Origin of the sequence: Acinetobacter sp. USHLN143 (assembly GCF_037145695.1) — a bacterium.
GTDB classification, from domain to species: domain Bacteria; phylum Pseudomonadota; class Gammaproteobacteria; order Pseudomonadales; family Moraxellaceae; genus Acinetobacter; species Acinetobacter fasciculus.
The window spans coordinates 54,410-70,296 of sequence record NZ_JBBCWZ010000005.1 but is presented as its reverse complement, the minus strand read 5'-3'; the positions used below and the strand labels follow the sequence as shown (position 1 = coordinate 70,296).

The 15,887-nt window shown below is 46.6% G+C and carries 16 protein-coding genes; 11 read left to right on the top strand and 5 right to left on the bottom strand.

The window, feature by feature from the left end; genetic code table 11:
- Positions 1 to 45 precede the first annotated feature (45 nt).
- Positions 46 to 273: an accessory factor UbiK family protein gene (locus WFH18_RS02910; protein ID WP_004281041.1), complete on the bottom strand. Its 228-nt coding sequence runs from the start codon at positions 271 to 273 to the stop codon at positions 46 to 48.
- Positions 274 to 550: 277 nt separating this feature from the next.
- Here WFH18_RS02910 and glnK point away from each other — a divergent pair, with 277 nt between their 5' ends.
- From glnK to WFH18_RS02875, 7 genes are all read left to right on the top strand, one after another.
- Entirely contained in the window at positions 551 to 889 is a 339-nt protein-coding gene (glnK, locus tag WFH18_RS02905; protein WP_004281042.1) for a P-II family nitrogen regulator, read from the top strand.
- Between the two features lie 59 nt (positions 890 to 948).
- Entirely contained in the window at positions 949 to 2,361 is a 1,413-nt protein-coding gene (locus tag WFH18_RS02900; RefSeq protein ID WP_005249679.1) for an ammonium transporter, read from the top strand.
- Between the two features lie 140 nt (positions 2,362 to 2,501).
- Positions 2,502 to 2,966, top strand: a complete 465-nt coding sequence (gene nrdR, locus WFH18_RS02895) for a transcriptional regulator NrdR (protein ID WP_004281044.1) — start codon at positions 2,502 to 2,504, stop codon at positions 2,964 to 2,966.
- A gap of 2 nt (positions 2,967 to 2,968) precedes the next feature.
- Entirely contained in the window at positions 2,969 to 4,057 is a 1,089-nt protein-coding gene (ribD, locus tag WFH18_RS02890) for a bifunctional diaminohydroxyphosphoribosylaminopyrimidine deaminase/5-amino-6-(5-phosphoribosylamino)uracil reductase RibD (RefSeq protein WP_004281045.1), read from the top strand.
- Entirely contained in the window at positions 4,054 to 5,346 is a 1,293-nt protein-coding gene (locus WFH18_RS02885) for a DNA adenine methylase (RefSeq protein ID WP_004732518.1), read from the top strand. Before ribD ends, WFH18_RS02885 begins: the two co-directional genes overlap by 4 nt.
- Before the next feature lie 22 nt (positions 5,347 to 5,368).
- Positions 5,369 to 6,028, top strand: a complete 660-nt coding sequence (locus tag WFH18_RS02880; protein ID WP_004281048.1) for a riboflavin synthase — start codon at positions 5,369 to 5,371, stop codon at positions 6,026 to 6,028.
- A 109-nt stretch (positions 6,029 to 6,137) separates the two neighbouring features.
- Positions 6,138 to 6,683: a VTT domain-containing protein gene (locus WFH18_RS02875; protein ID WP_004281049.1), complete on the top strand. Its 546-nt coding sequence runs from the start codon at positions 6,138 to 6,140 to the stop codon at positions 6,681 to 6,683.
- 61 nt (positions 6,684 to 6,744) lie between these two features.
- Here the strand turns inward: WFH18_RS02875 and blhA are convergent, their stop codons facing one another.
- From blhA to WFH18_RS02860, 3 genes are read right to left on the bottom strand one after another with little or no spacing between them, the layout of a single operon-like run.
- Positions 6,745 to 7,374: a cell division protein BlhA gene (gene blhA, locus WFH18_RS02870; RefSeq protein WP_005265486.1), complete on the bottom strand. Its 630-nt coding sequence runs from the start codon at positions 7,372 to 7,374 to the stop codon at positions 6,745 to 6,747.
- Positions 7,375 to 7,400: 26 nt separating this feature from the next.
- Entirely contained in the window at positions 7,401 to 7,808 is a 408-nt protein-coding gene (locus WFH18_RS02865; RefSeq protein ID WP_005265489.1) for a DNA polymerase III subunit chi, read from the bottom strand.
- Entirely contained in the window at positions 7,801 to 9,249 is a 1,449-nt protein-coding gene (locus WFH18_RS02860; protein WP_026056609.1) for a leucyl aminopeptidase, read from the bottom strand. Before WFH18_RS02860 ends, WFH18_RS02865 begins: the two co-directional genes overlap by 8 nt.
- Positions 9,250 to 9,405: 156 nt before the next feature.
- On the opposite strand from WFH18_RS02860, the gene lptF reads away from it, so the two are divergent.
- The 4 genes from lptF to WFH18_RS02840 all read left to right on the top strand — a co-directional run bounded on the left by lptF (position 9,406) and on the right by WFH18_RS02840 (position 14,454).
- Positions 9,406 to 10,506, top strand: a complete 1,101-nt coding sequence (gene lptF / locus WFH18_RS02855; protein ID WP_004281053.1) for an LPS export ABC transporter permease LptF — start codon at positions 9,406 to 9,408, stop codon at positions 10,504 to 10,506.
- Positions 10,507 to 10,508: 2 nt separating this feature from the next.
- On the top strand, positions 10,509 to 11,579 hold the full coding sequence (gene lptG / locus WFH18_RS02850; protein ID WP_004281054.1) for an LPS export ABC transporter permease LptG: 1,071 nt from the start codon (positions 10,509 to 10,511) through the stop codon (positions 11,577 to 11,579).
- Positions 11,580 to 11,703: 124 nt separating this feature from the next.
- Positions 11,704 to 13,251: a 2,3-bisphosphoglycerate-independent phosphoglycerate mutase gene (gene gpmI / locus WFH18_RS02845; protein WP_138743171.1), complete on the top strand. Its 1,548-nt coding sequence runs from the start codon at positions 11,704 to 11,706 to the stop codon at positions 13,249 to 13,251.
- Between the two features lie 30 nt (positions 13,252 to 13,281).
- Positions 13,282 to 14,454 (top strand): S41 family peptidase, encoded by a 1,173-nt coding sequence (locus WFH18_RS02840; protein ID WP_005248427.1) that lies wholly within the window; start codon positions 13,282 to 13,284, stop codon positions 14,452 to 14,454.
- Here the strand turns inward: WFH18_RS02840 and WFH18_RS02835 are convergent, their stop codons facing one another.
- A complete protein-coding gene (locus tag WFH18_RS02835; protein WP_138743172.1) occupies positions 14,455 to 15,879 on the bottom strand; it encodes a sigma-54-dependent transcriptional regulator in 1,425 nt (474 codons plus the stop codon).
- Positions 15,880 to 15,887 lie beyond the last annotated feature (8 nt).

The window sequence follows — 15,887 nt, the reverse complement described above, 5'->3', positions numbered from 1 at the left end:
CGTTATTTTTATCGTTCTGGTGTCTTTTGTGCACTGTAGTTGTGCTTATTTTTTGTTCGAAATTTTCTCTTCTAATGCTTCCACCTGTTTGAGCAAATCATTCAGGCGATGATTGGCATTATTTAGGGCAGTACGCTGACGTTCTATTTCTTCTTTAGACACCAAATCCATTTTCGCCACAGCTTCATTTAACAGGGCACGGATATTATGTTCCAAATCTTTCTTGGGTTGTTCGACTTGCTGCAAAATTGCTTGTAATAAAGTTTCAATCATCGTCTGATCCATCGCCGTAGAAAGGAGCGCACAGTTTAGCATTGCTAAAATGCAGACTATAGTATTTCAGACAAAATATAGACTTATTCGATTAAAGATATTGTAAAAATCCACATAAAAAATGTCTATTTTTTGAAGATTCAAAGCCTTTATCCGTATAAAATAAGGTATAAATAAACCACATGCCAGGCTTTCTAATTTCCCCCGACCTTAGGAATCTTGGCATGAAATTTGAACGTAAAACCTTACTGGTGAAATAAGCCGAAGGAAAACAAACATGAAGCTCGTAACTGCAATTGTAAAACCTTTTAAATTAGATGATGTTCGCGAAGCATTGTCTGAAATTGGTGTTCAAGGCATCACTGTAACTGAAGTGAAAGGCTTTGGTCGTCAAAAAGGCCACACTGAACTCTATCGTGGTGCTGAATACGTTGTAGATTTCTTGCCGAAAGTCAAAATTGAAATCGCGATTAGCGATGAAATGGTAGACGCGGTGATTGAATCTATTACTCGTGTGGCGAGCACTGGAAAAATCGGTGACGGAAAAATTTTCGTGACTAACTTGGAACAAGTCATCCGTATTCGTACAGGTGAAACAGGTGCAGACGCTGTCTAACTTGGCACGAAGTTTGCTGAGTACCTAATAACTCACAAAAACTTGGTTGGGGGATACGAATGAAAAAAATGCTACTCGCGTTCGGCATGGCCGGCGCTCTTTTTGGTGGTTCTGTTGCATGGGCTGAAGAAGCTGCAACAGCAACAACACCGACAGAAGAAATTGTGCTTGTTGAAGAAGCAGACGATACAACAAATACAACAACAGACACTACAGCAGCAATTGCTGAAGCAGCGCCAGTTGAAGCTGCAGCACCTGCAGAAGAAGAACCAACGCTAGATACCGGCGATACCGCCTGGGTTTTAACCTCTACCGCTCTAGTTTTACTCATGACCATTCCTGGCTTGGCGCTATTTTATGGCGGTATGGTCCGCAAGAAAAACGTTCTAGCGACGATGGCACATAGCTTTATTGCTGCAGCGGTGGTCAGTATTGCCTGGGTGATTATTGGTTATACCCTAGCTTTCGGTGAAGGCAATGCCTTTATAGGCGGCCTGGACAAGTTCATGCTGGCCGGTATTACCACAGAGGCGCTTTCAGGCACGATTCCTGAAATCCTGTTTGTGATTTTCCAAATGACTTTTGCCATCATTACGGTTGCCATCATCAGCGGTTCGATTGCAGAACGTATGAAATTTGGTGCTTTCGTTGCTTTTATCGCACTTTGGGTGGTGATTGTTTATGCACCAATTACCCACTGGGTATGGGGTGGTGGCTGGTTAGGTAACGACGGCGCGCTTGATTTTGCCGGTGGTACGGTTGTACATATCAACTCGGGTGTTGCCGGTCTGGTAGCGGCATATATGCTGGGCAAACGTATGGGTTTGGGTCGTGAATCTATGGCACCGCATAACCTGACGCTTACAGTAGTTGGTGCATCTTTGCTCTGGGTAGGCTGGTTCGGTTTCAACGGTGGTTCTGCATTAGGTGCCAACGGTTCTGCAGGCTATGCCTTGATCGTGACTCAAGTCGCAGCAGCGGCAGCAGCCATCTCCTGGTTAATCACTGAAAAACTGGCACGTGGTAAAGCTTCTGTACTGGGCGGCGTATCGGGTGCAGTTGCTGGTCTGGTGGTCATTACTCCAGCTGCAGGTTTTGTGACTGTAGGCGGCGCATTGGCGATGGGTCTGATCGGTGGTGTGGTGTGCTTCTGGGGGATTACTGCACTGAAACGCGCATTGAAAGCCGATGATTCTTTAGATGCTTTTGGCCTGCATGGTGTAGGTGGTATTGTTGGCGCGATTTTAACGGCCTTCTTTGCCAGCGAATTCATCATGGGTGACAATGCTCCTGCCAATGTCATGCATCAGCTTTGGGTGCAAGTGGAAGGTGTACTGGCAACCATTGCTTACTCTGCGATCATGACCTTCATTATCCTGAAAGTCATTGACTTGATCATTGGAATCCGTGTGGCATCTGATGATGAGCGTATGGGTCTGGATTTAAGCCAACATGGCGAACGTGTCGAATAATAATAAATCCACCATAATCAATATATAGTGTAAAACAGCCCGAATGGGCTGTTTTTTTTCTATATGTTGCGTAAAACTCTACAAAGTTTGTAATTTTTGCTACACTCGGAATCCATCTGGATTTGTTCAATTAAACCGCTATGCATTGCCCATTTTGCAATACTGCAGACAGTAAAGTGATTGATTCACGCCTGGCAGCTGAAGGATGTCAGATTCGTCGTCGCCGTGAATGTGTCAGTTGTAATGAACGCTTCACTACCTTTGAAAGCTATGAAGTGGTGATGCCGCGCGTCATCAAGTCGGATGGTAAAAATGAACCTTTCGATGAAGCCAAATTACGCCGTTCCCTGATGCATGCCTTACAAAAACGCCCGGTGACCCAAGAGCAGATTGAAACGGTGCTGAGCGATATTCAGCTACAGATTCGTCGTTTAGGTGAGCGTGACGTGAAATCACGTACCATCGGTGAAATCGTGATGCAGTCTTTATTTGCTCTGGATCATGTTGCTTATGTGCGTTTCGCTTCGGTCTATCAGGATTTTCAGGATGTTGAAGCTTTTCGTCATCAGATTGAACAGATGCAACAACGAGAATTACAAGAATAAGCATGGTTGAACTGAATCAAGATCAAGTCTGGATGCGCCGGGCCATTGAATTGGCTCGTCAAGGGCAATATTCCACCAAACCGAATCCGAATGTCGGCTGCGTCATTGTTAAAGATGGCATCGTGATTGGTGAAGGCTTTCATCCCCAAGCCGGCCAGCCACATGCTGAAGTCTTTGCGCTGCGTCAGGCCGGTGAACAGGCCCGTGGTGCAACCGCTTATGTGACTTTAGAACCTTGTGCGCATTATGGCCGTACGCCGCCTTGTGCCAAGGGTCTGGTTGAAGCAGGTGTGGCTAAAGTTGTCGTGGCCTGTCCAGATCCCAATCCGCTGGTGGCTGGCAAGGGTGTACAGATCCTGAAAGATGCCGAAATCGAAGTCGAGATTGGCATCTGTGAAGATGAAGCGCATCAGCTGAATCAAGGCTTCCTGAAAGCCATGGCGACTGGCATGCCTTATATGCGTTTAAAAATTGCCTCAAGTCTGGATGGCCGTACCGCGATGGCATCGGGTGAATCAAAATGGATTACCGGTTTAGCAGCACGTCAGGATGTACAGCACTGGCGTGCGATTTCAGGCGCAGTGATTACCGGGATTGATACGGTTCTTGCGGATGACTGTGAACTGAATGTGCGTCAACTGGATGGCCTTGAAGATATCAAGACTGTGGTGCAACCGAAACGGATTATTCTGGACCGTCAGGGGCGTTTACCACTCAACGCAAAAATTTTAGTGCAACCTGAAACAGTGATGGTCATGGGGCCATTTCGTCAGGAGCTTGCAGATCTGGGTGTGCTACACTTGCCGGTACAGCCTTTAGCAGAATTATTAAAGCAACTGGTTCAACAGCATCAGATTTATGATGTCTTGGTGGAAGCAGGGGCGACCTTATCTACGGCATTTTTACAACAAAAATTGGTTGATGAACTGATCAGTTACGTTGCACCGACCCTATTGGGTCAGTCTGCGCGTACCATGTTTAATGCAGAATTTAGCCATATGGCCGAACAACTCCGATTTAAGCTGCGCGATGTAACTCGCTTAGGTGATGACGTGCGCTTCAGGCTAATTCCTTTTCAAGAGACACTATGAGTTCAGAGTCTACGGTTTATCATAAACGTCGCCATGCGGCACGTACCACCGATGAATATCTTTTCCATCAACTGGTTCCTTATCTGGGCAATAAGCGCCGTTTACTGCATTTAATTCTGGAAGCTCTGGAGAGTACAGGAACCCTGAAACGTAGCGATGGCCGTGCTCCAATCTTTGCTGACTTTTTTGCAGGTTCAGGCGTGGTCTCGCGTTTGGCCCGTCAGAATGGTTATCGCGTCATTGCCAATGACTGGGAACCGTATAGCCATGCGCTGAATCATGCGGTACTGGCCTGTACTGAAGCACCGGCATTTAAAGAACTCGGTGGCTATCAGAAAGCGATTGATTATCTGAACCGTCTGCCGGAAGTTAAAGGCTGGGTGACGCATAACCTGTGTCCGCGTAATGATGAAATTTATGATCCAGCCCGTGATCGTTTGTTCTTTAAACGTCGTAACGGCATGCGTATTGATGCCATCCGTCAGCAGATTGCAGCCTGGCAGGCACAAGGTGCAATTGATGATGTGGAAATGTCTGCCTTGCTGGCACCCTTGCTGTATTCCGCCAGTTTTGTCAGCAATACTTCTGGTGTTTTCAAAAGCTTTCACCATGGTTGGGGCGGGAAAACCCAAACTGCGCTGGAACGGATTGAATCTTTACTATGGTTAACGCCAAGTCGTTTTTGTGAATCGGATCAGAAAAAAGGAATGGCCGCAGAAATGTGGTGTGTCGATGCCCAGCATCTGGCCAACCAGATGAACGGTTTTGAAGTAGACGTAGCTTATCTGGATCCACCGTATAATCAGCATGCTTATAGCAGTAATTATCATGTGCTGAATGCGCTGACCTTATGGGATCAGGCCGATTTACCGACTCCAGATACCAAGGGCTTTAAGAGCGGGATTGACCGGGCATGGCGCAAAGAGCGTCCGAGCCAGTACAATTCCTCTAAATATGCCAAAGAAGCTTACGAGAGCCTGTTGGCGACCATTAATGCACGTTTCATCCTGACCAGTTATTCAACTGACGGGAATATCAGCGCAACTGATTTGTTACAGGCCAATCTGAAACGTGGCCGGGTGACCTTGCTGACCCAAGATGTGCCGCGTTATCGTGTTAGCAAACAGCGCCAGTCTGAACGTGCACGCGTGCTGGAATTTATTGTGATTACCGATACCCACGCCAAGTCAGGTCCACCGATCCGTCAATTACTCAGCCAGCTGCATCATTATGCAGAATTGGGCGGTGTGGATACGACCGGCGTCAGTACCCAGTTGGCCCTCTGGTAAAAGAATTGAAAAGGAAATAAAAATGTTTACAGGTATTATCGAAAGCCTCGGCAAAGTCGAAAGTCTGCAAAGCGTTGGCGGTGATGTACGTTTGCGTATCCAGACTGATCTGGACATGTCCGATGTACATCTGGGTGATTCTATTGCGACCAATGGTATCTGCCTGACCGTGATCGACTGGGGCGAGAACTGGTATGCGGCTGATGTTTCCCGTGAAAGCTTGAACCGGACCACGCTCGGCACCTGGAAAGCCGGTCAGCCTGTCAATGTTGAAAAAGCCATGTTGCCGACTACGCGTTTTGGCGGTCATATTGTGTCAGGTCATGTGGATGCAGTCGGTGAAATCACGCTGGTTCGTGAAGATGCACGTTCGATTTATTATGAAGTCACTGCACCTGCTGAAATTGCCAAATACCTGGCAGAAAAAGGCTCGGTTACAGTTGATGGTATTAGCCTGACGATTAATCATTTACGTGGCAGTGTGATCAGTCTGAACCTGATTCCGCATACTGCTGAACGGACCAATATTGGTACCTGGAAAGTCGGTAGCAAGGTCAATCTGGAAGTGGATGTATTGGCACGTTATATCGAGCGCTTATTGCTCGGTGATAAAGCCGCCGAAGCCACTGAACAATCAAAAATCAGCATGGATTTCCTGGCTGAAAATGGTTTCTTAAAATAAGAGAAATGTTGATTTACTGAACAGTCTGATTGAAAAATTAGACTGTTTTTTTATTTTTCGGGATAATCAGCAGTTCAACTTGCAAATATTGCCTGGGTGGACGGGTCGAATGCTCGATTTTTTACTGAACTTGGAACAGTCATTGCCGCTATTGCTCGATCAATATGGGGTATGGATTTATGCAATCCTGTTTCTGGTGATTTTTGCAGAAACCGGTTCTGTATTTTTCTTTTTCCTGCCGGGTGACAGTCTATTGCTGGCTGTGGGAGCTTTGTGCGCCAGCAGCGACCTGGTGACCTTGCATTCGATGGGGCTGTTGTTATTCACTGCCTCGGTGCTGGGCTATAGCGTGAATTATTACACCGGAAAAGTTCTCGGCTTAAAATATTTCAACCAACATTCACGTTATTTCAAGCCGGAATATATGGTGAAAACCAACCACTATTTTATGAAACATGGCGGTAAAACTATTTTAATCGCACGTTTTATTCCCTTTGTCCGCTCATTTGGCCCTTTTGCTGCCGGTTCAGCGCATATGAGCTTTGCCACATTCAGCTTTTATAATATTGCGGGTGGCATCCTCTGGATTGGCACTTTATTAAGCATTGGCTATCTGCTCGGAAATGCTGCCTTTATGCTGGCAGATTTTTTGTAAGATGCGACATAGAAGATAAAAAAGCCCGAATTTTCGGGCTTTTTTAATGTGAAAGGATCATTTAAATATTGCGTGGCTGATCAGAAAATTCAGAATTTTTCAGCATATACTCGATTTCTTCTTTGGCTGCCGCACGCATTTTTTCACGCAGTGCATTGACGGTCTGTTCAATCACGGTTTCTGCCTCAAGTTCCAGACGTAAACGCACACTTTCTAATTCGGATAAAATGCTCTGATCCTCAATCTGGATGCGACCTCTGGCAAAATCAAAAGTCGTCTCAGGATTTTTTGCATAACGTGCGACATAGTGCTGCACTTCAGCTTCTAGATGCGTATTTATTTCAGCAAGCATTTGGATCTGTTCGCTCAATTTTCGCTGTTCTTCAAGACGTAGCTGTTCTTGATAGGCCTGTTCCTCGGCACGCTTTTCGGCCAAAGCTTTTTCGAGCGCGAGCTGTTTGCGAATACGGGCTTCTTCAATCAATTCGGCCTTGCGCTGCGCATAGGCTGCTTCAATCTTGCGTTCAGATTCCTGCTGCAAGTGCTGGTCACGACTCTGCCATTCTTCCAAAGACGTTTCTGGCTTTAAAATATCGCAGATCCGAGAGAGGTCATCGATAAAGGTCTGACGCACAGCTTCCGGCACATTTAACCAGCGCTGTTTAAAATCGGGACCTACATTTAATGCCACGTGCCTCTCCTTGTGGATGATATCGGTTAAAGCTTATGGGTGTCCGGTTCAATACCTAATCGACGATATTGCTTGAATTTTTCACGACCCAGCTGTTTAGCTGTTTCATGATTTTCAATGATCTCAATAATGTGACTAAATTTTGCGTAAGGTTCAAGTGCTTCCGGATTAAAATTGAAAATAATCCAGTCGGACTGTTCCGGTAGTGTGGCCGAAATACAGACCATCGCCTGAGGCTGGTCAATACCATGTGGAATAAAGCTGCTGGGGTCAAAGCTCCACAGACGTTCATCTAGCTGCTGTTGCAAATCTGTATCGGCACACAGTAACCAGATCCGCGCCGGCTGACGCAGAATCTTACGGCATAAACGACAAGTGCTGTCCACTTGTCGTTCAGGGCTTTTTTCAAATAAATAAAAGCTGACTTTAGCCATTGCTTTGAACGCGATTCGCCAGGAATTGCATCAATAATGGAACTGGACGGCCGGTCGCCCCTTTATTGGTGCCTGAATTCCACGCCGTACCGGCCACATCGAGATGTGCCCAGCGATATTCACGGGTAAAACGTTGCAGGAAGCAGGCTGCAGTCACAGAACCGGCTTTTGGCCCACCGATATTGCCAATGTCCGCAAATGGTGAATCCAGCTGTTCCTGATAGTCATCCAGTACCGGCATACGCCATACCCGGTCAAATGAATGCTGGCCGGCAGCTTCCAGTTCTGCTGCCAGTTTATCATCTGGCGTGAACAGACCTGTCAGCACTGAACCCAAAGCGACCACACAGGCACCGGTTAAGGTCGCAATATCAATCACCAAAGCAGGATTAAAACGTTTTACATAAGTCAAGGTATCACATAGGACCAAACGACCTTCGGCATCAGTATTCAGGATTTCAACCGTCTGACCACTCATGGTCGTTACGATATCGCCAGGACGGGTGGCTTTACCTGAAGGCATGTTTTCTGCTGCAGCGATGGTTCCCACCACATGCAGAGGTAAGCGGGACTCACACAATGCACGCATCGTACCGAGTACAGAGGCTGCGCCACACATGTCATATTTCATTTCGTCCATGCCTGCGCCCGGTTTAAGTGAAATACCGCCAGTATCAAACGTAATGCCTTTACCCACCAAAACTACCGGCGCTTCGCTACGCTCTGACTGATATTCCATGCTGATAATACGACCTGGACGCTCTGAACCTTTACTTACCGCAAGGAAGGCTCCCATGCCTAAATCTGCCATTTGCTGTTCATCCAGCACTGTGACTTTAAGTAGGTCTGGATATTCAGCCGCCAAAGCCACCGCCTGTTCTGCAAGATATTCAGGGAAACAGATATTGCCCGGATGGTTGCCCAGGTCACGTGCCAGATTTTGTCCGCTTTGCACTGCTTGTACCAGTTGCAACTGTTCGGTAGTTAAGACGCTATGAGTGGCAATCAGGTCGATCTGCTCGAGCACAAATTCATTCTTCTTGGATTTATATTCATCATAACCATAGCTGGCCTGAGTCAGGAAGAGCGCAAACAGATAATGGAATTCTTGTGGAAGTTGTGTCAGATCTACAGAAATCTGTTTGAATTTTTTTTGAGTGACTTGAATAATAGTTTGCGCGATTTTTGCAAGTTTTGCCGGTTGCAGTTCAGCGACCTTGCCTAAACCAATTAGTGCTGCATGGCTGGACTGGCTCACCTGACCAATCAGGCTCAGGCTTTCCGCCAACGCTGCCTTGAATTGAGAGGCTTCAATTAATGTGTCTAAATTATTGATTTGATAGGTTGCGGTTGTATTCTGAAGTTGTTCTGAGTCAACTAAAATCAACAAAGATTGACTTGATCCATTCTCTGGGAATGACGTATTAATTGTAAGTTTCATATTCTGTTTTCACGCCTGTCTAGATGGGTAAATCATTCAGTCATTGAAACATTTATCTGAATAGATTTTCAATGGGCAGGGCGGCCTAGGTTTTATATTTTTGCTATTCGGGTAAACTAGCACTCGTTTTATGGACCTTATTTTGGAAGAATTAATTTGATTATTCGGCGTTATCTGGTCAAGCAAGTTGTCTCGACATCCTTGGTGGTGATTGCCTTATTGACCTTGATCATGATGGGCGGTCGACTGATCAAGTATTTTGGTGTTGCGGCGCAAGGCCGTCTGGATGCAGGCATTTTATTTAGCATTATTGGCTACCGTTTGCCTGAATTCTTGACCCTGATTCTTCCGCTCGGTTTCTTTATTGGACTGATGCTGGTGTTTGGCCGTTTATATGTCGACCATGAAATGGCGGTGATGAATGGCAGTGGCGTCAGTCGGCATCAATTGGCGCGTCTACTGGTGCCGATGACCCTGGTGTTTTTGATTGCTCAGGCCGGATTGATGCTGTGGGCTGCGCCGTGGGGCATTCGCCAGTTTGAAGCCCTGACCACCAGTCAGGCGGTACGTACCGGCTTTGACCTGGTGCGACCGAAAGAATTTATCTCCTCTGGGCCCTATACCATTTATGCCGGTGACCTGTCAGAAGACCGTAAAAATTTAAAAGATATTTTCTTTTATCAGCGTGCGGAAAAAGAAGGCAAACCGGATGTGATGATTCTGGCGCAGGAAGCCACCCGAATTGAAGTACCGAATGATGCTGCCAATGTGGTCGATCTGGTTAATGGACGCCGTTATGAGATCTATCCGGGTACACCGCAATATACTCAAGCTGAATTTGAAAGCTATCGTCTGCGCTTAGAAAGCGATGAAGAAGCGCAATTTGCCAGTACTGAAGTTGAGGCCTTACCGACCTCGCAATTGTGGCAGAACCGTCAGGATCCTGTGGTGGCCAGTGAGTTGGGCTGGCGGGTGTTTGTTCCTTTTGCGATTCTGATTGCCCTGATTCTGGCTGTGGCCTTGTCTGAAGTGAGTCCACGACAGGGTCGATATCTCAAGTTATTTCCTGCCCTCATGATTTTTGCCAGTCTGATTGTGGCCCTGATGGCAGTGAAGACGCGGATCAGTAAAGAAGAAATGGGCATTTGGGCCTATCCATTGATTCTGATTGCCTATGCAATTGCGGGTGCCTTGTTCTCGCGTAAACAGAAATTAGGCCCGAAAATCAAGAAACAGATTCAGCGAGTGAGGTCTTAACAATGTTGGCACGTCGTATAGTTGCAAAACATGTGACCCAAACCACTGCGCTGGCGATGCTGGGTGCAACCGCGGTATTGGCGGGTTTACAGGTATTATTTACTTATCTGGGTGAGCTTGGTTCGCTCAAAGATGGTTATGGTGCCTGGGATGCCTTGAAATATGTGCTTTGGGGCGCACCAAATTATTTATATGAAATCCTGCCGATTTCTGCACTGATTGGTGCAGTTTTAGGTCTTGGTACATTAGCCTCGAATAGTGAGCTGATTGTGATGCGTTCGGTCGGCGTGAGCTTATGGCGTATTGTCGGGTGGGTGATCCGTTCAGCACTGTTGTTGGTGGTGTTGTCATTTGCCCTGAGCGAGTGGGTCATTCCTTATACCAATGAACAGGCCAAAAGCGTAAAAAGTGCCAGTAAAGCCGCTCAGCTCGGTGAAGTTCGTGGTTACTGGACTCGGGAAGGGCAGCGCTTTATTTATATCGATTATGCCAACTCGCAAGGTCAGTTGAAAAATGTGCAGATGCTGGACTTTGACCAGAACTATCGTTTGCGCGGTACCTTGCAGGCAGATCAGGGCCAATTTGTTAAAGATGGTTCTTGGACGCTGGACAACACAGAGCAGTTCGATATTTTACAAAATGGCAATGCCACGCTGGTCAAGCAGCAACAGCAACCTTTAGCGCTGGCATTGCAGCCCAAATATGTGCATATGGTGACCATTGATCCTGAAGATTTATCGCCGAGTCAACTGGTCAGTTTCATGAGCTATATGCATGAATACAGTCAGGTACCAAAAACCTATCAGTTGGCCTTCTGGCAAAAACTTGGCTCCCCATTTGCTCTGATCGCCTTGGTGGTGATCGCCTGTTCATTTATCTTCGGGCCGTTGCGTCAGCAATCCATGGGTTTTCGTCTGGTGATTGCCTTATTTGCCGGACTGGGTTTCTTCTATCTGCAGGATTTCCTCGGCTATGCCAGCTTGATTTACGCACCGTCTCCGGCCTGGTTCGTATTTATTCCGATTCTGATCATGTTTGGCATCGGCGGATACTTGCTGCATCGGGCGCGCTAAGGCACAGGAAAATAGAACAAATCAATCATCATGAGAGGCTTAAACCATATACGGGTCATGGCCTCTTTTTATAAACTTCGCTAAAATAGAGCGATTAATTCGTAGACGAACAGAGTATTTCATTATGACGGATGCAACTGCTGGCAAAATCCCTCACGTTTTGGTGATTATGGATGGTGTGGGTCATCGCGAAGCGGTCGAAGACAATGCGTTTTTAGCAGCTAAACGACCAAATTTAACTGCGATACAGGACAAGCATCCGCATGGTTTGATCTCGGGTTCTGGTGAAGATGTCGGCCTGCCAGATGGCCAGATGGGTAACTCTGAAGTCGGACATATGAACCTCGGCGCAGGTCGTGTGCTGTATCAGGACTTTACCCGAATTACCAAAGATATTCGTACAGGTGACTTCTTTGAACATGAAGTGCTGGTCGATGCGGTGGAGAAAGCCAAAGCTGCAGGTGGTGCAGTACATTTGCTTGGCCTTTTGTCTGAAGGCGGTGTGCACTCACATGAAGATCATATCGTGGCGATGGCAGAGCTAGCATTGAAACGCGGTGCGCAAGTTTATTTACACGCATTTTTAGATGGTCGTGATACACCGCCTAAAAGCGCGCAGCCTTCTTTAGAAAAACTTGATGCCTTATTTGCGCAATATCCGGGTCAAGGTCGTATTGCGACCATGATTGGCCGTTATTTTGCCATGGATCGTGACAACCGTTGGGATCGTGTTGAACAGGCCTATCGCTTGTTGACTGAAGGTGAAGCGGTTCGTACAGCTGCCAGCGCAGTTGAAAGTTTGGAACAGGCTTACGCAGCCGATGAGTCGGATGAGTTTGTTAAAGCGACCCGTATTGGCGATCTGGCGAAAATTCAGGATGGCGACAGCGTCGTATTCATGAACTTCCGTGCCGATCGTGCCCGTGAATTGACTCGCGCATTTGTAGAAAAAGACTTTGCGGGTTTTGAACGTAAAGTCGTGCCGAATTTGGCGAAGTTTGTCATGCTGACGCGTTATCAAGCCACGATTGATGCACCTGTAGCGTATATGCCTGAAGCGTTGAAAAACTCGATTGGTGAATACTTATCTGATTTGGGTAAAACACAGCTGCGCATTGCGGAAACAGAAAAGTATGCGCATGTGACTTTTTTCTTCAGCGGCGGCCGTGAAGATGAATACCCAGGTGAAAAACGTATCCTGATTCCATCGCCAAACGTAGCCACTTATGACCTTAAACCGGAAATGAGTGCTTATGAAGTGACTGATGAGCTGGTGGCTGCGATCAATTCAGGTGAATTTGACCTGCTGGTGGTGAACTTTGCCAATGGTGATATGGTCGGTCATACGGGTGTATTCGATGCTGCGGTGAAAGCTGTTGAAGCGGTTGATACCTGTTTGGGCCGGGTTTATGAAGCGGTAATGGCGCAAAAAGGTCATATGATTGTGACTGCCGATCATGGTAACGTTGAGCAGATGCAGGACTACCACAGTGGTCAGGTACATACCCAGCATACGACTGAATTGGTTCCGTTTATTTATGTCGGCCCAACTCAGGCCACAATCGTGGAAGGTGGGGTGCTGGCAGATGTCGCACCGACTTTATTAAACCTGATGCAAGTTCCGGTGCCGGCTGAAATGCAGGGCCGTAACCTGATTCAGCTTGATGCATAATCTTTAATAAAATTTTGAAAAGGTCAAAGAATGGCAAGAACACGCTGGAAGTCTGTTGTAATACCATGCTTACTGATGTGTTTGAGTCATTCAGCTTGGGGTGCGGGTTCAAATGAGCCGGCATTCGATGATATGGAAATGGATGGGCAGGTCTATTCCGAAATTCCTGTGGCATCCATTCAAGAATTCGTACAAATTTATGGCATCGTAAAAGATAATTATATTCAAGATAAAAATGACGATGCCTTGTTTCAACAGGCCATTCAGGGTCTGGTCAGTGGCTTAGATCGCTATTCCCGTTATTTGTCGCCTGAAGATTATAAGCAACTGCGTGAATATACCGAAGGTGATCTGGCCAGCATTGATTTTGATCTGCAATTTGACCCGCGGTTGAAGCAATGGGTAGTTCAGGGACTGAGTTCCGATGCTGATTCAGCCAAGCAGGGACTTCGAAATGGCGTCACGGTTTATAAAATTGACGATCAGGTCTTAAGTAGCCTGAATCAGGAACAAGTCCGGCAGTTATTGAGTGGAGCAGTTGGCTCTACGCTCATGATCCAGCTTTCCCCGCAAAGTCCGGCCGTTCGTCTGGTCCGCAATACCAAGCTGGATACCGAAATTAAATCGAGCTTGCACAATAACCAGGTGCTGGTTTTACAGGTCAAGGTTTTTCAGCAAGATACTGCCAATGAAATCAAACGTCTGATTGAAAGTTATTCGGATAAACGCTTAAAAGCCGTATTATTTGATCTGCGCAATAACCCGGGAGGCTTATTGTCTGCAGCAGTAGAATCTGCCGATTTATTTTTGAATCAGGGTGTGATTGTCTCGACTAAAAGTCGTGCTGAAGGCAATCAGCAATTTCAGGCCTTACCGAGTTTTGAGTTCCAGAATCTGAAAGTTGGGGTGCTGATTAACAACCGCTCGGCTTCTGCAGCAGAAGTGTTTACTGCAGCCCTGAAAGAACATAACCGTGCTTGGGTCGTAGGCGAAAAAAGCTATGGCAAAGGCGTAGTACAGAAACTCTTTCCTTTAAGCAATGGTTCAGCCTTACAGATGACCGTATCGCAATACTTTAGCCCGAGTGGCCAGATGATTGAAGGGCGGGGCGTGCAGCCGCATTTCAACTATCCGTTTAAGCAGGAAATGCGTGAGGAGAGCTATCTGGAACATGTCACAGACTTGCTGCTCCTGCAAAAATAATTATTCGTCTTCTTCGGTATCCAGGCCGAACTTTTTCAAGCGATAGCGCAGGGAACGGAACGACATGCCGAGTTTTTTTGCGGCCAGTGTCCGATTCCAATGGGTCAGATTCAGCGCATTCAGTAAAATTTCTTTTTCGACCTTTTCCAAATACAGCTCTAGACCCTCTTCAGCCAACTTTTTAGGTGCAATCAGGGTTTCGGTGGCAATGATCTCGCTCGTGAGCGTATTCATCTCCTGAGGGCTGTTTAGCGCCTGACGTAGCGGTGCGCTCTGCAAATGCTGAAGATCAATCCGCTCTTCATCACTTAAAGTAATCGCGCGTTCCATAATATTACGTAATTCACGCACATTACCTGAGTAATATTGTCCCAATAAGAACTCTTTGCTGCGTTCGGTCAGTTTTTTATTGGGAATGCCCCATTCCTGGCAAATCTTCTGAATAAAGTGTTCAGCCAATAACAGAATATCCTGGCCTCGTTCACGTAATGGCGGTAAAGTCAGATCCATTACATGAATACGGAAATATAAATCCTGACGGAATTTGCCTTGTTGCACCAAGGCTTCCAGATCCTGATGCGTGGCACTGATCACACGGAAATCCACATCAATTTCGGTATCCGAACCGAGTGGACGAATACGTTTTTCCTGTACGGCACGTAACAATTTGACCTGCATAGAAAGCGGTAATTCTGCAATTTCATCCAGAAACAGACTGCCACCATGGGCAGATTGAATCAGACCCTGTTTGTCCTGAGCAGCGCCGGTAAAGCTGCCTTTCTTATGCCCAAACAGTTCGCTTTCCATCAACTCAGTCGGAATGGCACCACAGTTAATCGCAATAAAAGGACCTTCATTGCGGTTACTCAGGCGATGGACCAGATTGGCCACGACTTCCTTACCTGTGCCTGATTCACCAGTGATAAAAACCGGGGCTTGTGAGCGGGCAATTTTTTGTAAGGTAATGCGTAATTGCTGAATTGGCATGGATTGTCCAATCAGCATTTTATGTTCGAGCGCATCATTCGGATTATTATGCGAATAATCCACCGGTTTATTCAGGGCTTTTTGTAAGAGCTGTTCCAGATGTTTCTGATTAATCGGTTTACTGACAAAATCAAAGGCCCCGGCTTTGAGCGCAGCAATGGCGATTTCCATGTTGCCATAGGCGGTCAGAACCGCGACTGGAAGTGCCGGGTAAAGATTGCCAATCCAATCCAGTAACTCCAAACCATTGCCATCGGGAAGGTTTAGGTCGGTCAGACAGGCATCATATTGATGATTGGCAAGGCATTTTTTAGCGTCTTCCAAACGATGGGCAATGTGCGTGCGAATTCCCATGCGCAGCAATGACATTTGCATGAGGGTACATAAATCTTCCTCATCATCCACCAAGAGCACCAGTGGTTGTTGTTCCCCATTCATCTTCCTTG

What these genes read in the sequence shown, in the direction of transcription:
- WFH18_RS02840 (WP_005248427.1), top strand. Translation starts at nt 13,282, where the DNA reads ATGGCAAGAACACGCTGGAAGTCTGTTGTAATACCATGCTTACTGATG.
- ribD (WP_004281045.1), top strand. Translation starts at nt 2,969, where the DNA reads ATGGTTGAACTGAATCAAGATCAAGTCTGGATGCGCCGGGCCATTGAA.
- glnK (WP_004281042.1), top strand. Translation starts at nt 551, where the DNA reads ATGAAGCTCGTAACTGCAATTGTAAAACCTTTTAAATTAGATGATGTT.
- nrdR (WP_004281044.1), top strand. Translation starts at nt 2,502, where the DNA reads ATGCATTGCCCATTTTGCAATACTGCAGACAGTAAAGTGATTGATTCA.
- WFH18_RS02875 (WP_004281049.1), top strand. Translation starts at nt 6,138, where the DNA reads ATGCTCGATTTTTTACTGAACTTGGAACAGTCATTGCCGCTATTGCTC.
- WFH18_RS02900 (WP_005249679.1), top strand. Translation starts at nt 949, where the DNA reads ATGAAAAAAATGCTACTCGCGTTCGGCATGGCCGGCGCTCTTTTTGGT.
- gpmI (WP_138743171.1), top strand. Translation starts at nt 11,704, where the DNA reads ATGACGGATGCAACTGCTGGCAAAATCCCTCACGTTTTGGTGATTATG.
- WFH18_RS02860 (WP_026056609.1), bottom strand. Translation starts at nt 9,249, where the DNA reads ATGAAACTTACAATTAATACGTCATTCCCAGAGAATGGATCAAGTCAA.
- WFH18_RS02880 (WP_004281048.1), top strand. Translation starts at nt 5,369, where the DNA reads ATGTTTACAGGTATTATCGAAAGCCTCGGCAAAGTCGAAAGTCTGCAA.
- WFH18_RS02910 (WP_004281041.1), bottom strand. Translation starts at nt 273, where the DNA reads ATGATTGAAACTTTATTACAAGCAATTTTGCAGCAAGTCGAACAACCC.
- WFH18_RS02835 (WP_138743172.1), bottom strand. Translation starts at nt 15,879, where the DNA reads ATGAATGGGGAACAACAACCACTGGTGCTCTTGGTGGATGATGAGGAA.
- lptG (WP_004281054.1), top strand. Translation starts at nt 10,509, where the DNA reads ATGTTGGCACGTCGTATAGTTGCAAAACATGTGACCCAAACCACTGCG.
- WFH18_RS02865 (WP_005265489.1), bottom strand. Translation starts at nt 7,808, where the DNA reads ATGGCTAAAGTCAGCTTTTATTTATTTGAAAAAAGCCCTGAACGACAA.
- WFH18_RS02885 (WP_004732518.1), top strand. Translation starts at nt 4,054, where the DNA reads ATGAGTTCAGAGTCTACGGTTTATCATAAACGTCGCCATGCGGCACGT.